25 protein-coding genes and 1 pseudogene are annotated in these 24,732 nt (G+C 63.6%); 10 read left to right on the forward strand and 16 right to left on the reverse strand.

The window, feature by feature from the left end; translation table 11 throughout:
- Positions 1 to 46 precede the first annotated feature (46 nt).
- On the reverse strand, positions 47 to 889 hold the full coding sequence (locus BM059_RS13920; RefSeq protein WP_037004968.1) for a bifunctional allantoicase/(S)-ureidoglycine aminohydrolase: 843 nt from the start codon (positions 887 to 889) through the stop codon (positions 47 to 49).
- 143 nt (positions 890 to 1,032) lie between these two features.
- On the opposite strand from BM059_RS13920, the gene BM059_RS13925 reads away from it, so the two are divergent.
- Positions 1,033 to 1,893, forward strand: a complete 861-nt coding sequence (locus BM059_RS13925; protein ID WP_037005040.1) for a LysR substrate-binding domain-containing protein — start codon at positions 1,033 to 1,035, stop codon at positions 1,891 to 1,893.
- Positions 1,894 to 2,085: 192 nt separating this feature from the next.
- Here BM059_RS13925 and BM059_RS13930 read toward each other — a convergent pair whose 3' ends face one another.
- The 6 genes from BM059_RS13930 to BM059_RS13955 all read right to left on the reverse strand — a co-directional run bounded on the left by BM059_RS13930 (position 2,086) and on the right by BM059_RS13955 (position 7,360).
- Positions 2,086 to 2,739: an HAD family hydrolase gene (locus BM059_RS13930; RefSeq protein WP_074939328.1), complete on the reverse strand. Its 654-nt coding sequence runs from the start codon at positions 2,737 to 2,739 to the stop codon at positions 2,086 to 2,088.
- The gene (locus tag BM059_RS13935; protein ID WP_037004965.1) at positions 2,739 to 3,725 is read right to left on the reverse strand and encodes an ABC transporter ATP-binding protein; all 987 of its coding nucleotides are present in this window, start codon (positions 3,723 to 3,725) and stop codon (positions 2,739 to 2,741) included. Before BM059_RS13935 ends, BM059_RS13930 begins: the two co-directional genes overlap by 1 nt.
- Positions 3,722 to 4,519 carry an ABC transporter permease gene (locus BM059_RS13940; RefSeq protein WP_037004963.1) on the reverse strand — a complete coding sequence of 266 codons (798 nt, stop codon included), beginning with the start codon at positions 4,517 to 4,519 and terminating at the stop codon, positions 3,722 to 3,724. Before BM059_RS13940 ends, BM059_RS13935 begins: the two co-directional genes overlap by 4 nt.
- Positions 4,506 to 5,351 carry an ABC transporter permease gene (locus tag BM059_RS13945; RefSeq protein WP_037004962.1) on the reverse strand — a complete coding sequence of 282 codons (846 nt, stop codon included), beginning with the start codon at positions 5,349 to 5,351 and terminating at the stop codon, positions 4,506 to 4,508. Before BM059_RS13945 ends, BM059_RS13940 begins: the two co-directional genes overlap by 14 nt.
- Positions 5,348 to 6,154 carry an alkaline phosphatase family protein gene (locus tag BM059_RS13950; RefSeq protein ID WP_074939330.1) on the reverse strand — a complete coding sequence of 269 codons (807 nt, stop codon included), beginning with the start codon at positions 6,152 to 6,154 and terminating at the stop codon, positions 5,348 to 5,350. The genes BM059_RS13945 and BM059_RS13950 overlap by 4 nt, the downstream gene beginning before the upstream one ends.
- A 147-nt stretch (positions 6,155 to 6,301) precedes the next feature.
- The gene (locus tag BM059_RS13955; protein ID WP_074939331.1) at positions 6,302 to 7,360 is read right to left on the reverse strand and encodes an ABC transporter substrate-binding protein; all 1,059 of its coding nucleotides are present in this window, start codon (positions 7,358 to 7,360) and stop codon (positions 6,302 to 6,304) included.
- Positions 7,361 to 7,676: 316 nt separating this feature from the next.
- Between BM059_RS13955 and BM059_RS13960 the strand changes: the two genes are divergently transcribed.
- The 4 genes from BM059_RS13960 to BM059_RS13975 all read left to right on the forward strand — a co-directional run bounded on the left by BM059_RS13960 (position 7,677) and on the right by BM059_RS13975 (position 10,185).
- Positions 7,677 to 8,393, forward strand: a complete 717-nt coding sequence (locus BM059_RS13960; RefSeq protein WP_037004958.1) for a UTRA domain-containing protein — start codon at positions 7,677 to 7,679, stop codon at positions 8,391 to 8,393.
- A 173-nt stretch (positions 8,394 to 8,566) separates the two neighbouring features.
- The gene (locus BM059_RS13965) at positions 8,567 to 8,929 is read left to right on the forward strand and encodes a YciI family protein (RefSeq protein ID WP_037004956.1); all 363 of its coding nucleotides are present in this window, start codon (positions 8,567 to 8,569) and stop codon (positions 8,927 to 8,929) included.
- A 28-nt stretch (positions 8,930 to 8,957) separates the two neighbouring features.
- Positions 8,958 to 9,740, forward strand: a complete 783-nt coding sequence (locus BM059_RS13970) for a DUF899 domain-containing protein (protein ID WP_074939333.1) — start codon at positions 8,958 to 8,960, stop codon at positions 9,738 to 9,740.
- A 22-nt stretch (positions 9,741 to 9,762) separates the two neighbouring features.
- Entirely contained in the window at positions 9,763 to 10,185 is a 423-nt protein-coding gene (locus tag BM059_RS13975; RefSeq protein ID WP_074939334.1) for a YybH family protein, read from the forward strand.
- Between the two features lie 16 nt (positions 10,186 to 10,201).
- Here BM059_RS13975 and BM059_RS13980 read toward each other — a convergent pair whose 3' ends face one another.
- Positions 10,202 to 10,738: a tetratricopeptide repeat protein gene (locus tag BM059_RS13980; RefSeq protein WP_074939336.1), complete on the reverse strand. Its 537-nt coding sequence runs from the start codon at positions 10,736 to 10,738 to the stop codon at positions 10,202 to 10,204.
- Between the two features lie 154 nt (positions 10,739 to 10,892).
- On the opposite strand from BM059_RS13980, the gene BM059_RS13985 reads away from it, so the two are divergent.
- Positions 10,893 to 12,020, forward strand: a complete 1,128-nt coding sequence (locus BM059_RS13985) for a M14 family metallopeptidase (RefSeq protein WP_074939338.1) — start codon at positions 10,893 to 10,895, stop codon at positions 12,018 to 12,020.
- A gap of 170 nt (positions 12,021 to 12,190) precedes the next feature.
- Here BM059_RS13985 and BM059_RS13990 read toward each other — a convergent pair whose 3' ends face one another.
- Positions 12,191 to 13,435, reverse strand: a complete 1,245-nt coding sequence (locus tag BM059_RS13990; protein WP_074939340.1) for an OprD family porin — start codon at positions 13,433 to 13,435, stop codon at positions 12,191 to 12,193.
- A 484-nt stretch (positions 13,436 to 13,919) separates the two neighbouring features.
- Here BM059_RS13990 and BM059_RS13995 point away from each other — a divergent pair, with 484 nt between their 5' ends.
- Complete coding sequence (locus BM059_RS13995; RefSeq protein WP_037004303.1) at positions 13,920 to 14,273, forward strand: 5-carboxymethyl-2-hydroxymuconate Delta-isomerase; 354 nt, start codon at positions 13,920 to 13,922, stop codon at positions 14,271 to 14,273.
- Here BM059_RS13995 and soxR read toward each other — a convergent pair.
- Positions 14,270 to 14,722 carry a redox-sensitive transcriptional activator SoxR gene (gene soxR / locus BM059_RS14000; protein WP_074939379.1) on the reverse strand — a complete coding sequence of 151 codons (453 nt, stop codon included), beginning with the start codon at positions 14,720 to 14,722 and terminating at the stop codon, positions 14,270 to 14,272. The two genes, BM059_RS13995 and soxR, sit on opposite strands and share 4 nt — an antisense overlap.
- 84 nt (positions 14,723 to 14,806) lie before the next feature.
- Here soxR and BM059_RS14005 point away from each other — a divergent pair, with 84 nt between their 5' ends.
- On the forward strand, positions 14,807 to 15,385 hold the full coding sequence (locus BM059_RS14005) for an NADPH-dependent FMN reductase (protein WP_074939381.1): 579 nt from the start codon (positions 14,807 to 14,809) through the stop codon (positions 15,383 to 15,385).
- Between the two features lie 216 nt (positions 15,386 to 15,601).
- Here the strand turns inward: BM059_RS14005 and gcvT are convergent, their stop codons facing one another.
- The 4 genes from gcvT to gcvH form a co-directional block, all read right to left on the reverse strand.
- Positions 15,602 to 16,726, reverse strand: a complete 1,125-nt coding sequence (gcvT, locus tag BM059_RS14010) for a glycine cleavage system aminomethyltransferase GcvT (RefSeq protein WP_074939341.1) — start codon at positions 16,724 to 16,726, stop codon at positions 15,602 to 15,604.
- A gap of 69 nt (positions 16,727 to 16,795) precedes the next feature.
- Positions 16,796 to 18,049 carry a serine hydroxymethyltransferase gene (gene glyA, locus BM059_RS14015; RefSeq protein WP_074939343.1) on the reverse strand — a complete coding sequence of 418 codons (1,254 nt, stop codon included), beginning with the start codon at positions 18,047 to 18,049 and terminating at the stop codon, positions 16,796 to 16,798.
- Positions 18,050 to 18,175: 126 nt separating this feature from the next.
- Entirely contained in the window at positions 18,176 to 21,028 is a 2,853-nt protein-coding gene (gene gcvP, locus BM059_RS14020) for an aminomethyl-transferring glycine dehydrogenase (RefSeq protein WP_074939345.1), read from the reverse strand.
- Positions 21,029 to 21,037: 9 nt separating this feature from the next.
- A complete protein-coding gene (gcvH, locus tag BM059_RS14025; RefSeq protein ID WP_004423620.1) occupies positions 21,038 to 21,421 on the reverse strand; it encodes a glycine cleavage system protein GcvH in 384 nt (127 codons plus the stop codon).
- A 333-nt stretch (positions 21,422 to 21,754) separates the two neighbouring features.
- Here gcvH and sodC point away from each other — a divergent pair, with 333 nt between their 5' ends.
- The gene (gene sodC, locus BM059_RS14030) at positions 21,755 to 22,306 is read left to right on the forward strand and encodes a superoxide dismutase family protein (RefSeq protein ID WP_074939348.1); all 552 of its coding nucleotides are present in this window, start codon (positions 21,755 to 21,757) and stop codon (positions 22,304 to 22,306) included.
- A gap of 193 nt (positions 22,307 to 22,499) precedes the next feature.
- Here sodC and BM059_RS14035 read toward each other — a convergent pair whose 3' ends face one another.
- Positions 22,500 to 24,020, reverse strand: coding sequence for a sigma-54-dependent transcriptional regulator (locus BM059_RS14035; protein ID WP_074939350.1), 1,521 nt, complete (start codon positions 24,018 to 24,020; stop codon positions 22,500 to 22,502).
- 73 nt (positions 24,021 to 24,093) lie between these two features.
- Between BM059_RS14035 and BM059_RS14040 the strand changes: the two genes are divergently transcribed.
- Positions 24,094 to 24,291 carry a hypothetical protein gene (locus BM059_RS14040; RefSeq protein ID WP_037004301.1) on the forward strand — a complete coding sequence of 66 codons (198 nt, stop codon included), beginning with the start codon at positions 24,094 to 24,096 and terminating at the stop codon, positions 24,289 to 24,291.
- A 177-nt stretch (positions 24,292 to 24,468) separates the two neighbouring features.
- On the opposite strand, the pseudogene BM059_RS25395 reads toward BM059_RS14040, so the two are convergent.
- Positions 24,469 to 24,732, reverse strand: a pseudogene (locus BM059_RS25395) (IS481 family transposase); the annotation flags it as partial.

Below are 24,732 nucleotides of genomic sequence, written 5' to 3' on the forward strand. Positions count from 1 at the left end.
GCAGAGCTCGCTCCCACAGTTACGCCCCGTCCCTGGGGCGACGCGCTTAGCGCTTCAGACCGCCCAGGGTCAGCGGCATCTGGCGGTTGACGTCCTTGTACAGCAGGTAGCGGAAGCGGCTCGGGCCGCCGGCGTAGCAGGCCTGCGGGCAGAAGGCGCGTAGCCACATGAAGTCACCGGCTTCCACTTCGACCCAGTCCTGATTGAGGCGATATACCGCCTTGCCTTCCAGCACGTACAGGCCGTGTTCCATGACGTGGGTTTCGGCGAAGGGGATTACGCCGCCCGGCTCGAAGTTGACGATGTTGACGTGCATGTCATGGCGCATGTCGCTGATCTCGACGAAGCGCGTGGTGCTCCAGCGGCCTTCGGTGCCCGGCATGACGATCGGCTCGATGTCCTGCTCGTTGGTGACGAAGGCTTCCGGGTACGGCACGCCTTCGACCGGTTGGTAGGCCTTGCGCAGCCAGTGGAAACGCACGGCTTCGCTGCTGTTGTTGCGCAGTGTCCAATCGCTCTGCGGCGGGATGAAGGCGTAGCTACCCGGACGCATGGCGTGCTGGGTGCCGTTCAAGGTCAGGTTGAATTCGCCTTCGACGACGAAGATCACGCCTTCGGCAGTCGCGTCCATCTCAGGCTTGTTGCTGCCGCCGTTCGGGCCGACTTCGACGATGTACTGCGAGAAGGTTTCGGCGAAACCGGTTAGCGGGCGGGCGATGACCCACATGCGCATGTTGTCCCAGAACGGCAGGTGGCTGGTGACGATGTCACGCATCACGCCTTTGGGGATCACGGCATAGGCTTCAGTGAACATGGCGCGGTCGGTCAGCAGCTGATCCTGACCTGGGTGACCGCCATGCGGTGCGTAGTAGTAGGGCGATTTGCTCATCGAGAGATTGCCTCGGCGGGTGAATGGCGCAGGGATGGCTCCCGGCGCGGAAAATTGACTCCCATGCACTATAGGAATTCGCGACTGGATTCGGAAATTAAATAGTAGAATGCCTGTCAGTGGATTTCATGATGGGTGGCGCTATGCTCGATCCCGTGCTGTTACGCAGTTTTCTCGCCGTGGTGCAGACCGGTGGTTTCACCCGTGCCGCTGCCAGCCTGCACCTGACCCAGTCCACGGTCAGTCAACAGGTACGGCGTCTGGAGGAGCAGCTCGGTGCTGAGCTGCTCGACCGCAGTGGCCGCTATGTGGTGACCACCACCGAGGGCGAGCGCCTGCTGGGTTACGCCAACCGCATCGTCGCGCTGATGGACGAGGCCATGCTGGCGCTGGGGCAAAGTGCGGTGGAAGGCGAGGTGCGCCTCGGCGTGCCGGACGATTTCGCCGCCAACAGCTTGACCCCTTATCTGGCGGATTTCGCTGACTCGCATCCGGGCATTCGCCTGGAGATCACCAGCGGTCTCAGTCATGACGTGTGGCGTGCCTTCAATGCCGGTGAGCTGGACCTGGCGCTGATCAAGCAACGCGCCGGCAGTGCCAAAGGCCTGGCCAGCTGGGCCGAGCCAGTGGCCTGGCTCGACAGCCGCGCGCGACCAGTGCTGGCGCGTAACCCGGTGCCGCTGGCGGTGTTTCCGCCCAATGGCCTGTATCGCCTGGAGATGACCCACGCGCTGGATGCCATGGGCAAGCCCTGGCGCATCGCCTATGTCAGCAGCAGTTTGCCAGGCGTCAGCGCCGCGGCCGAAGGTGGCCTGGGCCTGACCCTGCTGCCGCGCCGGTTGATCACGGCTGCACACCGTGAACTGGGCGAGGCCGAAGGTTTCGCCCCGGTGGCGCCGGTGGAGGTGGCCCTGCATGCGCGCAACCAGTTGCCCGGCTATGCACGGGAACTGGCGGCGGCGTTGATCGGCGCCTGCGAGCGGATCATGGCCGTGCAGGGTTGAGTCGCTGGCGTGCCGTGGCTTTCAGCGCCGTTGCACAATCAGTCGCCCGGTTCGCGCTGGCAGATCCGAAACGTCCACCCCTTGTAGGAGCGAGCTCTGCTCGCGAAGCTTTTGCGTTGTCTGGGTTCGCGAGCAGAGCTCGCTCCTACAGGTTCTACCGGCTCGTGAGTTCGGCGAAGAAAACCATGGCTCTCAGCGCCACTCCAGAATCGGCCAGCCGGCCTGTTCGGCATGAGTGCGCAGGGTCGGGTCGGGATTGACGGTAAAGGGCTTGTCGACCAACTGCAGCAGCGGCAGATCGTTGCGTGAGTCGGAGTAGAAGCTGGCGCCAGCCAGGCTCTCGCCCTGCTCAGCGAGCCAGGCGTGCAGGCGAGTGACCTTGCCTTCACGGTAGGTCAGCACACCCTCCGTACGCCCGGTGTAGAAGCCGTGCTGCTGCTCCAGGTCGATGGCCAGCACCTCGGCAATGCCGAAGCGCTCGCCAATTGCGCTGACCAGGAAATGCGCCGAGGCGGAGATCACCAGCAGGCGGTCGCCAGCGGCGCGGTGCGCGGCCAGTGTGCGGCTGGCATCGCTGTAGAAGATCGGCTCGATCACGTCCTCGACGAAGGGCTCGACCACGTGGGCGACCTCCTCGGGCGTACGGCCGACCAGCGGCGACAGGGTGAAGGCCATGTAGTCCTCCATGGCCAGGGTGCCGGCGGCGTACTGGCGCATCAGCTCCTGCTCATGGGCAAGGAAGGACTCCCCATCGGCCCAGCCGATCTTCACCATTTCCTGCGTCCACAGGCTGGCGCAGTCGCCATGAATCAGGGTTTCGTCGAGATCGAAAATCGCCAGGGCCATCACGCCACCTCCCGGATCGCATCGGCGCCAATGGCCAGGCTGACGCTCTGGCCGTCGTGGTGCAGGTCGTCGGCAGAGCGATTGAGCACATCCACCAGCAGCTGGCAGCCCTCGGCTTCGACGCGGTAGCGGATTACGTTGCCAAGCAGGCTGCGGCTGATGATACGCGCGGCGATACCGCTACCTGCGAAGGCGATGGCCTCCGGGCGGATCGCCACGCGCGAGCTGACCGGCTGGCCGAGCAGGCGGCTGGCGGCGTCGGCTTCGAGCAGGTTGTAGTTGCCGATGAAGCCGGCGGCGAAGGCATCCACCGGGGCTGTGTAAAGGGTTTCGGCGTCGCCGCTCTGGACGATTTGGCCGGCATTCATCAGGAAGATGCGGTCGCTCATGGTCAGCGCCTCTTCCTGATCGTGGGTGACGAAAATGGTGGTCAGGTTCAGCTCCTGCTGGATGGCGCGGATCTGTTCGCGCAGGTGCTTGCGGATGCGTGCATCGAGAGCCGACAACGGCTCATCGAGCAGCAGCAGGCGTGGGCGGGTGACCAGCGAGCGGGCCAGAGCCACGCGCTGGCACTGGCCGCCAGAGAGCTGGTGCGGATAGCGTGCGGCGAAGTCGCCCAGCTCGACCATCTCCAGTGCCTCGCGTACGCGCTGTTCGCTCTCGGCCTTGGCCACCTTTTGCATGCGCAGGCCGAAGGCGACGTTCTGCGCCACGCTCATGTTGGGGAACAGCGCATAGCTCTGGAACACCATGCCGATGCCGCGTTTCTGCGGTGGCAGCGGTATCAGGTCTTCGCCACCAAGAACAATACGCCCGCCGTCGACGTCTGTCAGGCCGGCGATGCAGCGCAGCAGGGTGGATTTGCCGCAGCCGGAGGGGCCGAGCAGGGTGACGAACTCGCCCTGGCCGATCTCGCAGTTGATGTCGCTGAAGATACGGGTGTCGCCGTAGCTTTTGTGCAGGTTCTGGATACTCAGCAAGCTCATGCCTTGTCCCTGTTCAAACGGTTGGCCGCCCAGGTGAAGACCAGGACGAAGAAGAAGTAGGAAATCACCAGCGCGCTGTTGAAGTGGCCGCTGCTGTTACGCATGTTGTTCAGGTACACCTGCAGCGTCTCGTAGCGGGTGCCCACCAACATGTTGGCGAAGACGAATTCGCCGAACAGGAAGCTGAAGGAGAGGAACAGCGACACCATCAGGCCCTTGCGCAGGTTCGGCAGCACCACCAGGAAGGCGGCCTTCCAGGTGCTGGCGCCGAGCAGGTGGGCAGCGTCCATCAGGTCGCGCAGGTTGATCGCCTGCAGGTTGTTGGCGATGGCGCGGTACATGAACGGCAGGGCGATGGTGAAGTAGCAGCCGAGCAAAATCCACGGCGTGCCGGTCATTGCCAGTGGGCCGGAGCCGTAGAGCTGCAGCAGGCCGACCGAGGACACCACCGGCGGCACGGCGAACGGCAGCAGGATCAGCACGTTCATCAACGTGTCGAGTTTGGGGAAGTGGTAGTGCACCACGAACATCAGCGGCAGGATCAACACCACCGACAACGCCAGAGCGCCGAAGCACACCAGCAGCGATTGGCCGAAGGCGCGCAGGAAGCGTTCGTCGCTCCACAGCGCGGCGTACCACTTGAGCGTCAGGCCGTCCGGCAGGATGGTCGCCGACCAACTGGTGGATAGCGAGTAGAGCAGGGTGCCGGCCAGCGGCAGCAGCAGAATGAGGAACAGCAGCCAGACCACTATGCGGTGATAGAGGCTGGCGGTGGGGGCATCAGCGCGTGACATGCTGGCTCCTTTTCAGCAGCAACTGGTGGACGACGGTGATCAGCACCATCAGCCCGACCAGGATCATCGACAGGGCGCTGGCCAGGTTTGGATCCAGCGAGATGTCGCCGGAAACCATCGCCGCGATACGGATCGGCAGCACGTTGAAGTTTCCGGTTGTCAGGTAGTACACCGTGGCGTAGGCGCCCAGGGCGTTGGCCAGGAGGATGACGAAGGTGCCGAGCAGCGCCGGGGTCAGCACCGGCAGGCCGATGTGGCGCCAGAAGTCCCAGGCGCCAGCACCGAGCAATGCGGCCGACTCACGCCAGTCCTGGCGCAGGGCGTCGAAGGCCGGGTAGAGCAGCAGCACGCCGAGCGGGATCTGGAAGTAGGTGTAGAGCACGATCAGGCCGTTCTTCGAGTAGAGGTTGAAGCCCTCGATCAGACCGAGCTGGATCAGCAGCAGGGTCAGCGCGCCATTGAAGCCGAGCAGGATGATGAAGGCGAAGGCCAGTGGCACCCCGGCGAAGTTGCTGGTCATGTTGGAAAAGGCGATGACGAAGTCGCGCAGCTTCGAGTCGACCTGGCGCAGCGAGTAGCTGCCGAGGATGGCGATGGCCATGCCGAACAGGCTCGACCAGAAGGCGATCTCCAGGCTGTGCTTGATCGCCTGCATATAGAACCTGGAGGCGAAGATCTTCTCGAAATTGCCCAGGCCCCAGCCGTTGGGGCTGTTCAGGCTGTTGATCGCCACCCACGCCAGTGGCGCGACCTGAAACACCAGGAAGAACACGGCGAAGGGCAGCAGGCACAAGAGCGGCAACCAGCGCCGCAGGGAGGAGGGCGCGCTCATTTAAGCAGCTCCGCGCAGTAGGGTTTGTCGTGGGGCACGCCGAGCAACTGGCAGATGCTGCCGCACAGCTCCAGCTGGCGTGGGCGCGCATTGGCATCGAGGCTGAAGGCGTCGCCGATGACGAACAGCGGCACCTGGCGCTCTTCCGGCAGCAGGCCGTTGTGCGAGCGATCGACGTTCATGCCGTGGTCGGCGGTGACCAGCACCTGGTAGCCAGCATCGACCCAGTTTTGCAGATAGTCGGCCAGTAGCACGTCGGCCATGCGCGCGGCATTGCGGTACTGGGGGCTGTCCAGGCCGTGCTTGTGGCCGGCGTCGTCGATGTTCATCGGGTGTACCAGCAGCAAGTCGGGCGCGTGCTGCAAGCGCAGGCTCTCGGCGTCGACGAACAGGTGCGAGTCCGGGTAATGGTCGGCGTAGTAGAAGTGGCCGTATTGGATCGGCAGCGACTCATTGCTGGTGTGGCGGTCACGCACGGCAACGAAGGGCGAGCGGTTGTACAGCTCGCTGACCCAGTGATAAGCCGCGGCGGCGGTGCTCAGGCCGGCATCGCGGGCGTAATGAAACATGCTGCGTTCGCGTGACAGGCGCGAGACGTCGTTGTGCACGATGCCGCTGTCGATAGGGCGCACGCCGGTGAGGATGGCCTCGTAGAGTGGGCGCGACAGCGCCGGCAGCTCGCAGTCGAGGCGGTAGAAGGCCGCGCGCCCGGCGTCGCACCAGGCATGCAGGTGGCCCATGGCGTGTTGCGCGACCGAGTGACTGAGGCCGTCGAGCACGACGAGGATGACCTTGGAAGGCATGGGGAATCCTGAAAAACGATGGAAGCGTTTCGCGGCTGAAGCGGAATGCCGCCCAGCCGCTCCTACAGGTATTGGCTGCGGGAGCAGCTTGTGGGAGGGGCTTCAGCCGCGACTGTCGCCGCTGAAGCGCCTCCCACCGAGCGCGGGTTATTCCATATTGATGATCACGTTCTCCTGCCACATTTGCGGCAGCGCCTTGGAAGTGGCTTCCCAGGCCGTGGTGTCGACGATTGGCTTGACCTTGGCGTACTGCTCGTTGGGCAGCAGCTTGGCTTGTACGTCGGCCGGCAGGGTCAGGTGCTCGGCGCGTATCGGCCGGGCATTGCCCTTGGCCAGATTGATCTGGCCAGCGTCAGAGAGAATGTACTCACGCGTCAGCTTGGCCGCGTTGGGGTGCTTGGCGTACTTGTTGATGATGGTGGTGTAGCCGGAGATCACCGAACCGTCGGACGGGATCAGCACCTCGAAGCGACTCGGGTCGATCTGGTCGCGGTAGGACAGGCCGTTGAAGTCCCAGACGATGCCGACTTCCACTTCGCCTTTTTCCAGGGTCTGGATGGTCGGGTTGGACAGCGACAGACGGCCCTGCTCGGCGATGGCGGCGAAGAAGTCCAGGCCCGGCTGGATGTTCTTCTCGTCGCCACCACCGGCGATGGCGGCGGCCAGTACGCCGTTGACGGCCTGGGCGGCGGCGCTGACGTCACCGATGGCGACGCGGTACTTGCCGTTCTTCAGGTCGGCCCAGGATTTCGGCACGTCCTTGACCAACTGCTTGTTGACGATGAACGCGATGGAGCCGGTGTAGGCCAGCATCCAGTGACCGTCCTGGTCCTTGGCCCAATCCGGAATCTGCGCCCAGGTGCTCGGCTTGTACGGCTGGGTCACGCCCTGCTGCACGGCGATGGGACCAAAGGCGGCGCCGACATCGCCGATATCGGCGGTGGCGTTGTCCTTCTCGGCGGCGAACTTGGCGATCTCCTGCGCCGAACTCATGTCAGTGTCTTGATGCTTGAGGCCGTAGAGTTTGGTCAGGTCGGTCCAGGTGTCTTTCCAGTTGGCCCAGCTGTCGGGCATACCCACGCTATTCACCGCGCCTTCGGCGCGTGCGGCCTTTTCCAGTGCCTGCAAGTCGGTGCCTTCGGCCATGGCGGAAGTCGCCATGGCGATGGCCGAGCCCATCAGTGAAGCCAGCAGCAGTTGTTTCATTGGAAACTCCTTTGCAGTGAGAGTGTTGGTCTAGATCAGCAATACCCGAGCCAATCTAAGCGCCTTCAATGACAGTTTTATGTCCGGCCAAAAGTGGCAGATGTCTAGGTGCAGTCAGCTGGCGCACTCATCAAGCGTAGACCATGGATAAGTCCCTGATTTAGCGGGCTGCGAGTGGATGTGGCGATGGCATGCGGCGTGCTTGCAGGACGCTTGTCATCTATCAGTCATCTAGACTGCCTAGTCTTGTAACCCGTCTGAGCAAGCGACTTTTGCCCCGTGATGGGGCTGGACTAGTCCAAAAGGGGAAATTTTGATGCGCGAAGAAGCGCCACGGGCCGTCACCCTCATCTGCCGTGCGTTACAGGAGCAGATCGACCGGGGGTTGTTGCTCTCCGGCAGCAAGTTGCCGGCCGAGCGCAAGCTCAGTGAGCTGTTCGATACCACGCGCATCACCCTGCGCGAGGCGCTTGGTCAGTTGGAGGCTCAAGGGCTGGTCTACCGCGAGGAGCGCCGCGGCTGGTTCGTTTCGCCGCAACGGGTGGCCTACAACCCGCTGGTGCGTACCCACTTTCATGCCATGGTCGCCGAGCAGGGGCGGGTACCGGCGACCGACGTTCTGAGTGCGCGGCTGATGCCGGCCACCGCACAGATCTGCCAGGTGCTGGAGCTGCCGGCGCTGTCGAGCGTTTATCAGGTGTGCCGCGCGCGGCGTATCGACGGGCGTCTGGTGCTGTATGTCGAGCACTACCTCAACCCGGCCTACTTCCCTGGCATTCTCGAATTCGACCTGACCCGCTCGCTGACCGACCTCTATGCCAGCGAATACGGCATTCACTATGGTCGCGTGCGTTTCGACATGGTGCCCACTGCGCTACATGCCGAGGCCGCTGCCAGCCTGCGGGTCGCACCGGGTAGCCCGGCATTGCGCATCACCCGCGTCAACCGCGACCAGCACGGGCGCATCATCGATTGCGACCTGGAGTTCTGGCGCCACGACGCCATTCACGTCAGCGTGGAAGTCCCCGACTAGGGGCGCTGCGCGGCTGCCTTCAACTCGCTCGTGTGCAAGGAGGGCCTGGGAGGCCGGTGCGCACGAAGCCCCCTACCGTTCGTCGGCTTTGGCGATGTTTTTTCGGCCAATGTCGAAATGCACTCGCCGCGTTCGACTATCCAGTATCCACCGCCAAGGAACTGGAGCGCGCCATGAAATACCTCTGTCTCGTTTATGCCAACGAACAGGAGCTACACAGCTCCCCCGACAGCCCGCACGACAGCGAGTGTCACGCCTACGCCCAGCGCGTGCAGGAGAGCGGACGCATGCTCGCCGCCGAGGCGTTGCAGTCGGTGCAGACCGCCACCACGGTGCGCATGCGCGGCGGCAAACTGGCCATCACCGATGGCCCCTTCGCTGAAACCAAGGAGCAGCTCGCCGGCTTCTATCTGATCGAGGCCCGTGATCTTAACGAGGCCATCCAGCTCGCCGGTCATATTCCCGCCGCCCGTGTCGGCAGCGTGGAGGTGCGGCCGGTTCGCCAACTGGATGTCGACCCGGCTGCCCAGTCCTGAGCCGCCATCGTTCATCGGGAGAGTTCTTATGGACCGTCGCTACATCCCCGAGGTCGCCACGCGTGAGCAGTGGCTGGCCGCGCGCAAGACATTGCTCGAACAGGAAAAGGCGCTGACCCGCCAGCGTGATGCGCTCAACCGCACCCGTCGAACCTTGCCCATGGTGTTGGTGGAAGAGGACTACCGTTTTCAGGGGCCGCAAGGTGAAGTCGGCCTGGAGGCCTTGTTCGACGGGCGCAGCCAGTTGATCGTCTACCACTTCATGTATCACATGGACCGTGGCGAAGGCTGCGACGGTTGTTCCTGCCTAGTGGACAACATCGGCCACCAGTCCCACCTGCACGCCCGTGATACCAACCTGGTGCTGGTCTCGCGGGCGCCGCTGGCCGATCTGCAAGCCTTCAAGCAGCGCATGGGCTGGACGCTGCCCTGGTACAGCTCGTACGGCTGCCGCTTCAACTACGACTACCACGCCACCACCGACGAACAGGTCGCGCCGGTCGAATACAACTACCGCGACAAGGACGAACTGCAGCGTCTGGGCCTGAACTACCACGTACAGGGCGAGCAGCCCGGTGTCAGCGTGTTCCTGCGCGACGCAGGGCGCATCTATCACACCTATTCCACCTATGGCCGAGGCGTGGAGATGCTGATGAGCAGCTTCCATTTCCTCGACTTCACGCCTTTTGGCCGCAGCGAGGGTTGGGACGGCATGCCCGACCTAGACGGCAAGGAGCTCAACTGGACGCGCCTGCACGATGAGTACGAACAGCGCGCGCCCAGCAACGATTGCTGTGGCCACAAGGCCTGAAGCCTAGCGAAGGAGAAACGATATGAGTCAGCACGAACTGCAAGACGCACTGAACAGCTGGACCGACGCCTGCCGCAGCAAGGATGTGGCGCGCATCATGAGCCACTACGTGGAAGGCGTGGTTGCCTACGACGCCGTGGGGCCGCTGCGTTTTCAAGGGCGCCCGGCGTATAAGGCGCATTGGCAGGCCTGCATGGAAATGTGCAGTGGTGAAGGGCGCTTCGAACCGCACGAGCCGACCTTCAGCGCCGATGGCGATCTTGGCGTCACCCACTATCTACTGCACTGCGGCGGCACCAATGACAAGGGCGAGCTGGAAACCTGCTGGATGCGCGTGACTCAGTGCCTGCGCCGCCAGGGTGGTCGCTGGCTGATCTTTCACGAGCACTTTTCAGCGCCTTGCGATATGGCAAGCGGCAAAACGCTGTTCGATCTGCAGCCCTGATCCAGTGCCGTTCGGATCACTGACGACCCAGCGCCGCGCAGGAGGGCTCGTAGCTCTGCTGGCAAGCACTCTGGTACAGGCGCTGGGCCTGGTCAGGATCACGCGACACGCCGCCTTCGCCACGGCGGTAGAGGTTGCCCAGCACATGCTGCGCCATCGGATTGCCGGCTGCCGCTGACTGGTTAAGGTACTTGAGCATGTCGCGCTGGTTGGCGAACTCCGGTGCGTCACGCCCGGTATAGAGGTAGGCCAGGCTGACCGCAGCCATGGCGTGGCCTTTGTCTGCGGCCTGCTTCCACCAGTATTCGGCCTGCTTGAGGTTCTTCTCCGGCTGACCGACGAAGTAGCTGCTGCCGAGCTGGAACTGGCTTTCCAGATCACCACGCTGGGCCTGCTGGCGCAGTTGATCCTGTTCGTTCTGGGTGATGGGCTGTTCGACCTGCGGCTGTTCTTCCGGCGTGGTGGCGTCGGGTTCACGCCCGGCACAGCCTGCCAGCAGCGCGATGGCGAGCAGGACAGTGGTGGCGTGACGCAGGTTGATCGGACTGGGCATGGCAGTGACTCCGTAGGCGAGAAACAGGGCAAGTCGCTATTAGGCTGACCCTGACCGTCATAGTTCGCTGTCGTTGATCAATCTGTCGCGGTGCGACTTCACACTCGCGCCATGAGCTGCAATCCTGAGTGCTGATTTCGCTTACGAGGCAGTCATGAAAATCAGCGCGGATTTCGACAGTGGCAATATCCAGGTCATCGACGCCAGCGACCCGCAGCGCGTCCTGTTGGCCATGCGCCCGGACCTCAACAGCCACCATTTCCAGTGGTTTCACTTTCAGGTCGATGGCCTTGAGCCTGGTCAGGAGTATGGCTTCAGCCTGACCAATGCCGGGCAGTCGGCCTACAACCGCGCCTGGGCCGGTTACCAGGCCGTGGCCAGTTACGACCAGCAGGATTGGTTTCGCGTGCCCACCCGTTACCACGACGGTCAGCTGCATTTCGAGTTGCAGGCCGAGCGCGAGTGCGTGTGGTTCGCCTATTTCGAACCTTACCCACGGGCGCGGCATGAACGCCTGATCGCCAACGCGCTGGAGCGCGGCGCTGAGTTGGTGGCCAGCGGCAGAAGCCTGGAAGGGCGCGACATCCAGCTACTGCGTATCGGCGGTCAGGCTGGCGCTGCGCGCAAACTGTGGATCATCGCCCAGCAGCATCCCGGCGAACACATGGCCGAGTGGTTCATGGAAGGGCTGATCGAGCGTCTGCAGAATACGCAGGATGCCGAGGTCGCCGCATTGCTGCGCGAGGCCGAGTTCTATCTGGTGCCGAACATGAACCCGGACGGCGCCTTTCGCGGTCACCTGCGTACCAATTATGCGGGGCAGGATCTCAATCGTGCCTGGCAGCCGGCCAGCTCCGAGCGCAGCCCCGAAGTGTTGTTCGTGCTACAGCACATGCAGCGCATCGGCGTCGACCTGTTCCTCGATATCCATGGCGACGAGGAAATTCCTCATGTATTCACCGCCGGCTGCGAAGGCAATCCGGGCTATACCCCGCGGCTGGCGGCGCTGGAAGAGGATTTTCGCAGTCGCCTGGTCGGCATCGGTGCCGAGTTCCAGACCCGTTTCGGTTATCCGCGCGATGAGCCAGGCCAGGCCAACCTGACCCTGGCCTGCAACGCCGTCGGCCAGGCCTTCGATTGTTTATCGTTCACTATCGAGATGCCGTTCAAGGATCACGACGACAGCCCGCAGCCACGCACTGGCTGGAATGGCGCACGCTCGCAGAAGCTGGGGCGGGATGTGTTGACGGTGCTGGGGCAGATGATCGGGCGCTTGCGCTGAAACGGGGCGTGCCGGCTGCTTGCGTGCAAGCCGGTGCGCACGGCGCACCCTACGGGTTGACGTCGCGCAGGGAGCGTCAAAGTTGGCAGGCAAAAAAAGCCCGTCACGAGGACGGGCGTAAAGTGCCGTTAACACACAGGAGTCAATAGGACGCAGTGATGCGTCCGGTATTACAGAATCGACAGCGGATAGTTGATGATCAGACGGTTCTCGTGCAGATCGGCACCCACGTCACGACGTAGGTTGGAGTTACGCCAGCGCACGTTGAGGTTCTTCAGCGTGCCTTCCTGGATGGTGTAGGCCAGCTCGGATTCACGGCTCCACTCTTCGGCGTCGGTACGCCCGCCGGTGTGGATGTTGGAGCCGCTGGTGTAGCGGTTCATCAGGGTCAGGCCCGGAATTCCGAGGCCGGCGAAGTTGTAGTCATGACGCACCTGCCAGGAGCGCTCTTCCGGGGCGTCGAAGGCATTGGTGAAACCATCGTTGACCAGGGTGCCGCCGCTGGCGCCGTCGATACGCATGAACTTGGTATCGCCGCTGAGTTTCTGGTAGGTGACGGTGAAGGTGTTGTTGCCGCGCTTGGCGGACAACGCGCCCTGATACACCTTGTTGTCCAGATCACCGGCCTTGGCCGCGCCTTCTTCCTTGCCGTTGACGTAGCCGAGGTTGGCGCCCAGCACCCAGTCGCCGACCGGTTGGCTGTGGGTCAGTTGCACGTAGCTCTGCTTGTAGACGTCTTCCAGGCGCGCGTGCCAGACACCGACCATGGTGTTGTTGCCGTTGAAGCGGTATTCACCACCGCCGAAGTTGAAGTCATCACCCTCTACGCCACCGAAGGACATCTCTTCACGGCTGGCATCGTTACGCTGGCTGTTCTTCCAGAACTGGCCGCCGTACAGGGTCAGGCCGTCGATTTCATTGGACGTGATCTGCGCACCCTGGAAGGTTTGCGGCAGCGAACGGCCATCGTCAGCACGCAGGATCGGCAGCACGGCGAACCACTCGCCGACTTTCAGTTCGGTCTTGGAAATCTTGGCTTTCGCGGCCACGGCGGTACGACCGAAGTCGTCAGCCTGGCGGCCGTCGTCATGCACGGGCGTCAACTGGCTACCCGTGGTGCCACGGCCGCCGTCGAGTTTCACCGAGTACAGGCCCAGCACATCGAGGCCGAAACCGACGGTGCCTTCGGTGTAGCCGGAGCGAGCGTCGAGAATGAAGCTCTGGGTCCAGCCTTCGGCCTGGCCCTGACCGCCCTGGGTCTGGTTGAGGAAGTTGCGGTTGAAGTAGTAGTTGCGCAGGCCGAGGGTGACCTTGGCGTCGTCGACGAAGCCGGCAGCGTGCGTGGCGGTCGGCATAACCAGGGCCAGAGCCGTGCTGCCGAGCAGGGCCAATGGAATGATGTTGCGTGCAGTCATTGTTGTTGTGCTCCCAGTTTTTGAACGAACCATCCCCTGCTGGTCTGCATCAGGACCTGCATGATGGGAATGTTGTGATTGCCCCGTAGAGGGCGATAGCCCGGCCGAACGCGGCCGGTCATTGCTGGTGGCTGACGTCAGCCTCCGGCGAATCCGGTTCTATGGCGTGTGGCGGCGATGGATGCCGAGCAGGCGAGGGGCTGCTGCGCTGAGGGAGAGGCGAGGGTAGTCATGTCATGGCCCTGATTCTTGTTGTTATCGTTGTCATATGTCGTCATACAACTTGCTGGATTATCGACAGCCTTTTTATCGCTTGTCAACGCATGGCTAGACGAAAGTCTGAGTGGATTCTCCCTATTAGGCGGCACTACTGGCGGTGTATCCGGCTATCAGGAAGGTTTTTGCGCAGGGCAGGTAGGACTTCTGGTATTGAAATTGTTGTGTGATAACGTATGACAAATTCACTTACATCAAGGGTTTATTCATGCCGCATTGCCTGATCGAAGCCGCCCGCGAGGTGAGTGAGCTAATCAATCCGCAGGAGCTGGTGCAGCTGGTGCATGACCAGGCAGCTGAGTCGGGGCTGTTCCAGCCCGGCGAGGTGAAGGTGCGTTTGAGCCTGTACGAGCACCACTGCGTAGGTGGAGAGCCGGGGTCGTTCGTGCACCTGATTTTCTACGTGCTGGCCGGGCGCAGCGATGACGACAAGCGGGCGCTGTCGCGGCGTATAGTGCGTGCACTGGTGCAACGCCTGCCGCAGGTGCCGGCGATTTCCCTGGACGTACGCGACATCCGTCGCGAGGTGTTCAGCAACAGGCGCAACTGCCTGGACGATTAATCCGTCTCCAGTAAACGCGCCCCTGCACCTTGCTCGCCGAGTTCGTCGCTGGGGTTGCGCAGCGGGCAGTCCTGCATCGACAGGCAACCGCAACCGATACACCCGGTGAGCTGGTCGCGCAGTCGCGTCATTTGCTCGATGCGCGCGTCCAGATCGCGTTGCCACTGCGCCGACAGTTGCTGCCAGTCCGCGGCAGTAGGGGTGTGATCGCAGGGCAGCGTGCTCAGCGCCGCACCGATATCGGCCAGTGGAATACCCAGGCGCTGCGCTACCTTGATCAGCGCTACGCGGCGCAGTACATCACGTCGATAACGCCGTTGATTGCCGGCATTGCGCTGGCTGTGGATCAAGCCCTTGGCTTCGTAGAAATGCAGGGTGGAAACCGCCACGCCGCTACGTTCGGCAACCTGGCCGACACTCAGTGGACGCTCGTGAAAGGCGCGGTGCATGTCCATGACAAATTCCTGTTGACCTCAAGTTAAGTTGAGGTTTTACCCTCGCTGGTCTTGATCGACAACACCGAGGGCAATTCCATGCAGGACCGCATCCGACTGGTACTGATTTACGGCAGCGTGCGTGAAGAGCGTTTCTGCGACCAGGTGGTGGCCTGGGCGCGCGAACAGATCGAGCAGCGCAGCGAGTTCGAGCTGAGTCTGGTCGACCCGGCCGTGATGTTCCGCCAGCCCGGCGAGGAGCAGGCGCTTGCCGAGCAACGCCATCAGTCGCTGCAGCAATTGCTGCGCGCCGATGCCTTTCTGATCGTCACCCCGGAGTACAACCACGGCTATCCGGCGGCGCTCAAGCAGTTCATCGACGAGGTGCCGGCCTCCTGGGGCGCGCGGCCGGTGGGGTTCGTCAGTTACGGCGGGGTATCCGGTGGGCTGCGCGCAGTGGAGCAGTTGCGTCAGGTGCTGGCGGAGTTGCATGCAATGACGGTGCGCGGCTCGGTGAGTTTCACCAATGCCTGGGAGCAGTTCGATGACCAGGGCCAGTTGAGCGAACCACGGCACGCCAATTCGGCGTTGGCGCATACGCTGGTGCAGTTGAACTGGTGGGCGCAGACGCTGCGCGCCGGGCGCGAGCGGGTGCCCTATGAGCGGATCAGGGGCTAGAAACGATGTAGCCCGGATGCGATCCGGGAGCTTTTGAGGGCATCCCCGGACTGCATCCGGGCGCGAAGTTACGGCTTTGCGTGTTTCTTGCCCTCTCCCCCAACCCCTCTCCCATAAATGGGAGAGGGTAGCAGGGCACTGGCACCGGATCTTTTTGCGTATTTCGATAGATTCTCCGCGAGGCGCGCCTGTGACAGAGTCGAACTACGTCGCGAATCAGCCGCGGTAGTAGCGCTGCGGCACGAACGGGGTCTTGGCCACTTTCATCGCTACGCGCTTGCCACGCACCACCGCCCAGACGTCGCTGTCGATGGCGACATGGCTGGCGTTAACGTAACCCATGGCTACCGGCGCGCCGAGCGTCGGGCCGAAGCCGCCGCTGCATACCTGGCCGATCACGGTACCGTCGGCATCGACGATTTCCGCGCCTTCACGCACCGGTACGCGCTCCTGTGGCAGCAGGCCGACACGTTTGCGCGCCACGCCTTTCTGCTGCTGTTCGAACACGCGCTCGGCGCCCGGGAAGTTGCCGGCACGTTCGCCATCGGCACGGCGCACCTTGGACATGGCCCACAGCAGGCTGGCTTCGATCGGCGTGGTGGCGCTGCTCATGTCGTGGCCGTACAGGCACAGGCCGGCTTCCAGGCGCAGCGAGTCACGCGCACCCAGGCCGATGGCCTCGACTTCCGCTTCGGCCAGCAGGCTGCGCGCCAGGGCTTCGGCCTGATCCACGGCGACGGAAATCTCGAAACCGTCTTCGCCGGTGTAGCCGCTGCGGCTGACGATGCACTCGCTGCCCAGCAGGCGCACGCGGGCAACCTGCATGAAGGTCATCTTGCTCACCTCCGGTGCCAGGCGCGCCAGTACCTCGACCGCTTTCGGCCCTTGCAGGGCGAGCAGGGCGCGTTCTTCGAACAGGCATTCGATCTGGCACTGCTCGCCGATGTGCTTCTTCAGGTGCGCCAGGTCCTGATCCTTGCAGGCGGCGTTGACCACCACGTACAGGGTGTCGTCGCCCAGGTTGGCGACCATCAGGTCGTCGAGGATGCCGCCCTGGGCGTCGGTGAACATGGCGTAGCGCTGCATGCCTACCGGCAGGTCGATGATGTCCACCGGCACCAGGGTTTCCAGGGCGCGCGCCGCGTGCTCGCCACGCAGCAGGATCTGGCCCATGTGCGAGACGTCGAACAGACCGGCGGCGTCGCGGGTGTGCAGGTGCTCCTTCATCACGCCCAGCGGATACTGCACGGGCATGTCAAAGCCGGCGAAGGGCACCATGCGCGCGCCGAGTTCGAGGTGCAGGGCGTGCAGCGGAGTCTTGGCGAGGGTTTCAGTGGTCATGTCGATTTCCTGTTGGGTGCGCCACGCGCACCGGTTGGGGCCGCCGCGCGGCCCGTCGTTCATCGGGTATCAGTCAGCGTAGACCGGGTAGGTGGCGCACAGGTCGGCAACCTGGCCGCGCACGCGCTCGATCACGGCTGGGTTTTCCAGGTCGTCGAGAATGTCGCAGATCCAGCCGGCCAGGGTGCGGCATTCGCCTTCCTTGAAGCCGCGAGTGGTCACCGCCGGTGTGCCGATACGAATGCCGGAGGTGACGAACGGCGACTGCGGGTCGTTCGGCACGGCGTTCTTGTTCACGGTGATGTGGGCATCGCCCAGCGCCGCGTCGGCCGCCTTGCCGGTCAGGCCCTGCTTGACCAGGCTGATCAGCATCAGGTGGTTGTCGGTACCGCCGGAGACCACGTCATAGCCGCGCTCGACGAACACCGCGGCCATGGCGCGGGCGTTGTCGATTACCTGCTGCTGGTAGGTCTTGAAGCCTGGCTCCAGCGCTTCCTTGAAGCACACCGCCTTGGCCGCGATGACATGCATCAGCGGGCCGCCCTGGGCGCCAGGGAACACGGCGGAGTTGAGCTTCTTCTCGATCTCCTCGTTCTTGCGCGCCAGGATCAGGCCGCCACGCGGACCGCGCAGGGTCTTGTGTGTGGTGGTGGTGACTACGTCGGCGAACGGTACCGGGTTGGGGTACAGACCGGCCGCGACCAGGCCGGCAACGTGAGCCATATCGACGAACAGCAGTGCGCCGACCTTGTCAGCGATGGCGCGGAAACGGGGGAAGTCCAGCACGCGCGAGTAGGCCGAGAAGCCGGCGACGATCATCTTCGGCTTATGCTCGACGGCCAGGCGTTCGACTTCGTCGTAATCGATCAGGCCGTTCTCGTCGATGCCATATTGCACGGCGTTGTACAGCTTGCCCGAGGACGACACCTTGGCGCCATGGGTCAGGTGGCCGCCGTGTGCCAGGCTCATGCCGAGGATGCAGTCTCCGGCCTGTAACAAAGCCAGATAGACCGCGCTGTTAGCCGAGGAGCCGGAGTGCGGCTGGACGTTGGCGTAGTCGGCGCCGAACAGCTGCTTGGCGCGCTCGATGGCCAGCGCCTCGACCTTGTCGACATGCTCGCAGCCACCGTAGTAGCGCTTGCCCGGATAGCCTTCGGCGTACTTGTTGGTCAGGCCGCTGCCTTGCGCCTGCATGACGCGCTGGCTGCAGTAGTTCTCCGAGGCGATCAGCTCGATGTGGTCTTCCTGGCGCTGTTCTTCGGCCTGGATCGCCGCGAGCAGGGCATCGTCATAGCCCTGCAGTTGGTCGTGCTTGCTGAACATGGTGAGGCCCTCTTTATCGTTTTTCTCGGGATGAAACAGGCCCGCCCCGATGAGGGGTGAGCCGAAAATAGGGGAGGCTAGCCACTGAACCGTCCCCTCTCCCGCAAGCGGGAGAGGGGAGGTTTATTACGCGTCCTGATACGCCTCGATGGACGGGCAGGCGCAGACCAGGTTGCGGTCGCCGTAGACGTTGTCCACGCGGCCAACCGGCGGCCAGTACTTGGCCTCGATCAGCGTCGCCAGCGGGTACACCGCCTGCTCGCGGCTGTAGGCGTGGTGCCACTCGCCAACCAGTTCCAGGGCGGTGTGCGGGGCGTTTTTCAGCGGGTTGTCGTCCTTGTCCAGACGGCCCTGCTCGACCGCGCGGATTTCCTCGCGGATAGCGATCATGGCGTCGCAGAAGCGATCCAGCTCTTCCTTGGACTCGCTCTCGGTCGGCTCGATCATCAACGTGCCGGCCACCGGGAAAGACATGGTCGGGGCATGGAAGCCGAAGTCGATCAGGCGCTTGGCCACGTCGTCGACGCTGATGCCGCTGCTGTCCTTGAGCGGACGGATGTCGAGGATGCACTCGTGCGCCACCAGGCCGCCTTCGCCGGAGTAAAGCACCGGGTAGTGCTCTTCCAGACGACGGGCGATGTAGTTGGCGTTGAGAATGGCCATCTGCGACGCGCGCTTGAGGCCGTTGCCGCCCATCATGGTGATGTACATCCAGGTGATCGGCAGGATGCTGGCGCTGCCGAACGGCGCGGCGCTGACTGCACCTTCCTTGCGTGCCATGTGCGCATGGCCCGGCAGGAACGGCGCCAGGTGCGACTTGACGCCAATCGGGCCGACGCCCGGGCCGCCGCCGCCGTGCGGGATGCAGAAGGTCTTGTGCAGGTTCAGGTGCGAGACGTCGCCGCCGAACTGGCCTGGGGCGCAGAGGCCGACCATGGCGTTCATGTTGGCGCCGTCGATGTACACCTGGCCGCCGTTGTCGTGGATGATCTGGCAGATCTCGCGGATGCCTTCCTCGAACACACCGTGGGTGGACGGGTAGGTGATCATGATCGCCGCCAGGCGATCCTTGTGCTCTTCGGCCTTGGCCTTCAGATCGGCGATGTCGACGTTGCCGCGGGCATCACAGGCAGTCACCACCACGCGCATACCAGCCATGGAGGCGGTCGCCGGGTTGGTGCCGTGGGCCGATTGCGGGATCAGGCAGATGTCGCGCTGATCGTCGCCACGGCTCATGTGGTAGGCGCGAATGGCCAAGAGACCTGCGTACTCGCCCTGGGAACCGGCATTGGGCTGCAGCGACACGGCGTCGTAGCCGGTGGCGGCGCAGAGCATGGCTTCCAGTTCGCTGGTCAGCTGGGTGTAACCGGCAGCCTGCTCGACCGGAGCGAAGGGGTGCAGGTTGCCGAATTCCGGCCAGGTGACCGGGATCATTTCGCTGGCAGCGTTGAGCTTCATGGTGCAGGAGCCCAGCGGGATCATGCTGCGGTCCAGCGCCAGGTCTTTGTCAGCCAGCTTACGCAGGTAGCGCATCAGCTCGGTTTCGCTGTGGTAGCGGTTGAACACTTCGTGGCTGAGGATCGGCGATTGACGCAGCAGATTTTCCGGCAGGCGGCTGGCGATCTGCGTGGCCAGGTCGCTGATGGCAGGGGCGGCCTGTTCAGCGGCGAACAGCGCCAGCAGTGCCTCGACGGCAGCCTGGTCGGTGGTTTCGTCCAGCGACAGACCCAGACGCTCGGCGTCGATCTCGCGCAGGTTGATGCCGGCAGCGCGGGCCTTGGCATGCAGCTCGGCGGTCTTGGCGCCGGTCTTGATGCTCAGGGTGTCGAAGAAGTGCTGCTGCTCGACGCTGTGGCCCAGCTTGGTCAGGCCCAAGGCGAGGATGGCGGTGAAGCTGTGCACGCGCTGCGCGATGTCGGTCAGGCCTTTCGGACCGTGGTACACGGCGTACATGCTGGCGATGTTGGCCAGCAGCACCTGCGCGGTACAGATGTTACTGGTGGCCTTCTCGCGGCGGATGTGCTGCTCGCGGGTCTGCATGGCCAGGCGCAGGGCCGGCTTGCCGAAGCGGTCGACCGACATGCCGACCAGGCGGCCCGGCATGTCGCGCTTGAACGCGTCGCGGGTGGCGAAGTAGGCAGCGTGCGGGCCACCGAAGCCCAGCGGCACACCGAAGCGCTGGGCGCTGCCCAGGGCGACGTCGGCGCCGAACTCGCCCGGCGGGGTGAGCAGGGTCAGGGCCAGCAGGTCGGCAGCCACGGCCACCAGGGCGTTGGCAGCGTGGAAACGCTCGACCAGGGCGCGGTAATCGAAGATGTCACCGTTGCTTGCCGGGTACTGCAGCAGCGCGCCGAAGTAGGCGCTGGCGTCAGTGATGGCGGCTTCGTCGCCGACTTCGATGTCGATGCCCAGCGGCTCGGCACGGGTGCGCAGCACGTCGAGGGTCTGCGGGTGGCAGTGCAGGGAAACGAAGAAGGTGTTGGCAGCCTTGTTCTTCGACAGACGCTTGCAGAAGGTCATGGCCTCTGCGGCAGCGGTGGCTTCATCCAGCAGCGATGCGTTGGCGATCTGCATGCCGGTGAGGTCGCTGACCAGGGTCTGGAAGTTCAGCAGCGACTCCAGACGACCCTGGGAAATCTCCGGCTGGTACGGGGTGTAGGCGGTGTACCAAGCCGGGTTTTCCAGCAGGTTGCGCAGGATCGGGCTCGGCGTGTGGGTGCCGTAGTAACCCTGGCCGATGAAGTTCTTGAACTGCAGGTTCTTCGCGGCGATGGCCTTGATCTTGGCCAGGGCGTCGGCTTCCGACAGGCCCGGCTGCTCACCGAGGATGCTGGTGCCCTTGATGCTCTCGGGGATCACCGCACCGGTCAGCGCATCGACCGAATCGTAGCCAAGCAGTTCGAGCATGGCGGCGGTGTCGGCATCGCGCGGGCCGATGTGGCGGGCGATGAATTCGTTCTGGGTATCGAGCTTGGTCATGGCGATCACTCAGGCGTCGGCGTTGGCGTTCAACAGACGATCATAGCCGGCCTTGTCCAGCAGGTCGGCCAGCACGGCGTTGTCGGCCAGGCGCATGCGGAAGAACCAGGCCTTGTCCAGCGGTGACTCGTTGACCAGCTCCGGGCTGCCTTCCAGATCGCCGTTGATTTCGACGATCTCGCCGTCCAGCGGCATGACGATGTTGCTGGCGGCCTTCACCGACTCCAGCACAGCCACTTCCTCGCCCTGTGCGTAGGACTTGGCTTCCGGCAGTTGCACATAAACCACGTCGCCGAGCGCGTCCTGGGCGTAATGGGTGATGCCGACGGTTACCAGACCATCGTTGTCCAGACGCAGCCACTCGTGATCGGCGGTGAAACGCAACTCGCTCATGTCAACTCCTCAGGGGTAATGGTGTCCGCTTCTAGGTGGCGGGCAGGTTGCGGGAGTGTTTGCAATGCCGGTGCCAATGTAAAAATATTCAATAAAATCAAATACTTAAATATATTTATGGGTGTTGTATACAGTCCTCTGGAACGATATCGCTACGAATTCAGGCGTCGCAAATGGAAAAGTCGAAGTCGCACCATGCGGGGCGCGGCTTCCACTTGATTGTTGCTAAATCGTTACGGTGGAATGATATCGATACGAAGGCTTGCTGGAACCGTTCAGCGGTATCGAGGGTCGGTAACTGGGAGACTTCATCGACAAGGAGAGAGATCGACCATGAAACCCCTGATTCCCCTGGCATTCGCGCTGCTCGGCGCCACCAGCCTGCAGGCCAGCGAGACGGTCACCGTTACCCTCCAGCAGGCTACTGCGAATGGTCCTGGCGCACCTGTCGGCACCGTGACCATCAGCCAGTCGCCCTACGGGCTGGTGTTCACCCCTGAGTTGCAGGGCCTGGAGCCGGGCGTGCATGGCTTTCACGTGCACACCGAGGCCAACTGCAATGCTGCTGAAGTAGATGGCAAACTCACCCCGGCTGGTGCGGCTGGCGGCCATTGGGACCCGGACAAAGCCGGACGCCACGGTTTCCCCTGGGAGGACAACGCGCACCTCGGCGACCTGCCAGCGTTGCTCGTGATCGAAGACGGCAGCGCCAGCCAGCCGGTGCTGGCGCCGCGACTCAAACGCTTGGAAGACCTGCATAACCGCTCGCTGATGGTCCACGCCGGCGGCGACAATCACGCCGATCACCCACAGCCTCTGGGCGGTGGCGGTGCACGTATGGCCTGCGGGGTGATCAAGGTGCCTACCAGTGCCACGCCGATCTGACCCAGAGCCTAGAACCGTAGGGTGGGTTAGCAGCGCTGATCGATGACCGATCCGACAGCGCGGTGATGGTGCGCTGCGTAACCCACCGGGCGATCTTCCGCGTTGCGCCGATGGTGGGTTACGGCGTGTCGGAATCTGCGGTGTTATCAAGCCTCAAAACAGACGCCTAACCCACCCTACGCAAGCGAGAGCGTCAGTGCTTGCCCGGTATCCCGTACTTGCGCAGGCGCTTGGCGATGGCGGTGTGCGAGGTACCCAAGCGCGCGGCCAACTGACGGCTGGACGGGTGGCTGTCGTAGAGCTTTTCCAGCAGCGCTTTCTCGTACTCGTCCATGGCCTGCTCCAGGCTGGCGACTTCACCTTGCACCCTCGGCGCCACTTCGGTGCCGGCGATATCCAGGTCGTCCATTTCCACCCAGTTGCTGTCGCAAATCGCCGCGGCACGGAAGATCACGTTCTGCAACTGGCGCACGTTGCCTGGCCAGCGCCCGGCCAGTAGCGCCGGGAAGGTGGCCGGTGCCAGGCGGCAGGGTAAGCGCTGGATCTGTGCGCAGGCCTGGGCCATGAAGTGCTGGGCCAGCAGCAGGATGTCCTGGCCGCGTTCGCGCAGCGGCGGCACTTCCAGGTTGAGCACGTTGAGGCGGTAGAACAGGTCTTCGCGGAAGCTGCCTTCGCCGACCATCTTTTCCAGGTCGCGGTGGGTGGCGCTGAGGATGCGCACGTCCACCTTCACCTCGCGGTCGCCACCGACGCGGCGGAAACTGCCATCGCTCAAGAAGCGCAGCAGCTTGGCTTGCAGATAGGGCGACATTTCGCCGATTTCGTCGAGAAACACCGTGCCCTGGTTGGCCAGCTCCAGCAGCCCTGGCTTGCCGCCACGCTGGGCGCCGGTAAAAGCGCCGGGGGCGTAGCCGAACAGCTCGCTCTCGGCCAGGTTCTCTGGCAGGGCGGCGCAGTTAAGCGCGAGGAAAGGCGCAGTGCGACGCACGCTGACGGTATGACAGGCGCGTGCCACCAGCTCCTTGCCGGTACCGGTTTCGCCGTGGATCAGCAGCGGTGCATCGAGCGACGCCACACGCAGGGCGCGAGCCTTGAGCGCACGGATCGGTGCCGACTCGCCAAGCAGCGAATCGAAACCCTCGGCATGGTCATGATGCAGTGCGGCCAGGCGCTGGCCCATCCGGCTCGGCGCATAGAGGGTAAGCAGGCCGCCGGTGAGGCGCCCGTCTTCGGTGATCGGTTGGGCGTCGAGCAGCAGCGGCTGGCCGGCGAAGTGCACCTCGCGCAGCGGTTGATGAAAACCAGCGGTGAGCAGCGATTGCTGCAGTGCGTCATCGGCGAACAGCGCAGCGATGCTCAGGCCTTCGGGGGGACGGCTGCACATGTCCACCAGCGCCGGGTTGGCCAGCAGCACGGTGGCGCGGTCATCGACCGCCAGCACCGGGTCGGGCATGGCCGCGAGCAAGGCATCGAGCTGCAGGCGGCGGCGCTGGCCGGGGAGAATGTCCACCACCTCGACGCTCTGCACACCGTGCACCTGCAGCAGCGCGCCGCGCAGTTCCTCGAGCACCTCGGCGCTCAGAGTCGGTGCGTCGATGTAGACGTTTGGCGGTACCATCTCCACCGCATCGAGGTTCAGATTGCGCCCGCCGAGCAGCGCCAGGACTTCCTGGGTGATGCCGACGCGGTCGATGAAACTGACGTGGATGCGCATTGATGACGGTCGAAATGGGCGAACAGGCGGCGATTATGCCTGCTCCGCCCGATATGAGGAAAAGGGCAACCGCGTGAGTACAGAAAAACCGAGCCGCGCCGACTACCACCGCGAGCACCAGGCCCGCGCCGAAGCCGAGGCCCAACGCCTGTTGGCGCGCAAGGACGAGCTGCAAGGGCGCTGGCTGCCGTGGGTGGCGCAGGAGCTGTATCAGCTCAGCCCGCCGGAGTTCGTCAACATGGTGCGGCGCGAGTTGCAACGGTTGGCGTAGCCCGGATGCAATCCGGGGACTGTTGGGAATATGCCAAAGCTGTCGTGGCTAAAGCTTCTCTCACAGGTCTCCCGCATCTGTGGGAGGGGCTTTAGCCGCGACCCGTAGGGTGCGCTGCGTGTTCAGCCGGGGGACATGGTAAACACCTGTCGGGGGACATGGGTAACAGGTTGATGATCATGTTGCCCGTTGCCTCAGGTCTATCTGACGCAGCGTTTTGCGGATGAAAACCACATCGTAGACGTCATCTTCGGCGGTGGGGCGGATGGCGACCCTTTCCCCGTATAAACCTCCGCTGACGAAGACGTTGAGCCCTTTGAAATACACCTGCCCGGTCCGACGTACCTTCACCACGTGGTCTCCCGGCTCGTACTCGATTGTTGGCAGTTGTTCCGGGTAGCTACGTGGGCTGGGCCGATAGCGTTCTATGGGCGGCCGTTG

Source organism: Ectopseudomonas composti (assembly GCF_900115475.1).
Lineage (GTDB): Bacteria > Pseudomonadota > Gammaproteobacteria > Pseudomonadales > Pseudomonadaceae > Aquipseudomonas > Aquipseudomonas composti.

Excerpts from the sequence above, each read along its gene's own strand:
- BM059_RS14005 (WP_074939381.1), top strand. The coding sequence starts at position 14,807 with ATGCAGGACCGCATCCGACTGGTACTGATTTACGGCAGCGTGCGTGAA.
- BM059_RS13945 (WP_037004962.1), bottom strand. The coding sequence starts at position 5,351 with ATGAGCGCGCCCTCCTCCCTGCGGCGCTGGTTGCCGCTCTTGTGCCTG.
- BM059_RS13955 (WP_074939331.1), bottom strand. The coding sequence starts at position 7,360 with ATGAAACAACTGCTGCTGGCTTCACTGATGGGCTCGGCCATCGCCATG.
- gcvH (WP_004423620.1), bottom strand. The coding sequence starts at position 21,421 with ATGAGCGAGTTGCGTTTCACCGCCGATCACGAGTGGCTGCGTCTGGAC.
- BM059_RS13925 (WP_037005040.1), top strand. The coding sequence starts at position 1,033 with ATGCTCGATCCCGTGCTGTTACGCAGTTTTCTCGCCGTGGTGCAGACC.
- BM059_RS13940 (WP_037004963.1), bottom strand. The coding sequence starts at position 4,519 with ATGTCACGCGCTGATGCCCCCACCGCCAGCCTCTATCACCGCATAGTG.
- BM059_RS14035 (WP_074939350.1), bottom strand. The coding sequence starts at position 24,020 with ATGCGCATCCACGTCAGTTTCATCGACCGCGTCGGCATCACCCAGGAA.
- BM059_RS13980 (WP_074939336.1), bottom strand. The coding sequence starts at position 10,738 with ATGCCCAGTCCGATCAACCTGCGTCACGCCACCACTGTCCTGCTCGCC.
- BM059_RS13930 (WP_074939328.1), bottom strand. The coding sequence starts at position 2,739 with ATGGCCCTGGCGATTTTCGATCTCGACGAAACCCTGATTCATGGCGAC.
- sodC (WP_074939348.1), top strand. The coding sequence starts at position 21,755 with ATGAAACCCCTGATTCCCCTGGCATTCGCGCTGCTCGGCGCCACCAGC.
- soxR (WP_074939379.1), bottom strand. The coding sequence starts at position 14,722 with ATGCACCGCGCCTTTCACGAGCGTCCACTGAGTGTCGGCCAGGTTGCC.
- BM059_RS13965 (WP_037004956.1), top strand. The coding sequence starts at position 8,567 with ATGAAATACCTCTGTCTCGTTTATGCCAACGAACAGGAGCTACACAGC.
- glyA (WP_074939343.1), bottom strand. The coding sequence starts at position 18,049 with ATGTTCAGCAAGCACGACCAACTGCAGGGCTATGACGATGCCCTGCTC.
- BM059_RS13995 (WP_037004303.1), top strand. The coding sequence starts at position 13,920 with ATGCCGCATTGCCTGATCGAAGCCGCCCGCGAGGTGAGTGAGCTAATC.
- BM059_RS13990 (WP_074939340.1), bottom strand. The coding sequence starts at position 13,435 with ATGACTGCACGCAACATCATTCCATTGGCCCTGCTCGGCAGCACGGCT.
- BM059_RS13935 (WP_037004965.1), bottom strand. The coding sequence starts at position 3,725 with ATGAGCTTGCTGAGTATCCAGAACCTGCACAAAAGCTACGGCGACACC.
- gcvP (WP_074939345.1), bottom strand. The coding sequence starts at position 21,028 with ATGACCAAGCTCGATACCCAGAACGAATTCATCGCCCGCCACATCGGC.
- BM059_RS13970 (WP_074939333.1), top strand. The coding sequence starts at position 8,958 with ATGGACCGTCGCTACATCCCCGAGGTCGCCACGCGTGAGCAGTGGCTG.
- BM059_RS13960 (WP_037004958.1), top strand. The coding sequence starts at position 7,677 with ATGCGCGAAGAAGCGCCACGGGCCGTCACCCTCATCTGCCGTGCGTTA.
- gcvT (WP_074939341.1), bottom strand. The coding sequence starts at position 16,726 with ATGACCACTGAAACCCTCGCCAAGACTCCGCTGCACGCCCTGCACCTC.
- BM059_RS13985 (WP_074939338.1), top strand. The coding sequence starts at position 10,893 with ATGAAAATCAGCGCGGATTTCGACAGTGGCAATATCCAGGTCATCGAC.
- BM059_RS13975 (WP_074939334.1), top strand. The coding sequence starts at position 9,763 with ATGAGTCAGCACGAACTGCAAGACGCACTGAACAGCTGGACCGACGCC.
- BM059_RS13950 (WP_074939330.1), bottom strand. The coding sequence starts at position 6,154 with ATGCCTTCCAAGGTCATCCTCGTCGTGCTCGACGGCCTCAGTCACTCG.
- BM059_RS13920 (WP_037004968.1), bottom strand. The coding sequence starts at position 889 with ATGAGCAAATCGCCCTACTACTACGCACCGCATGGCGGTCACCCAGGT.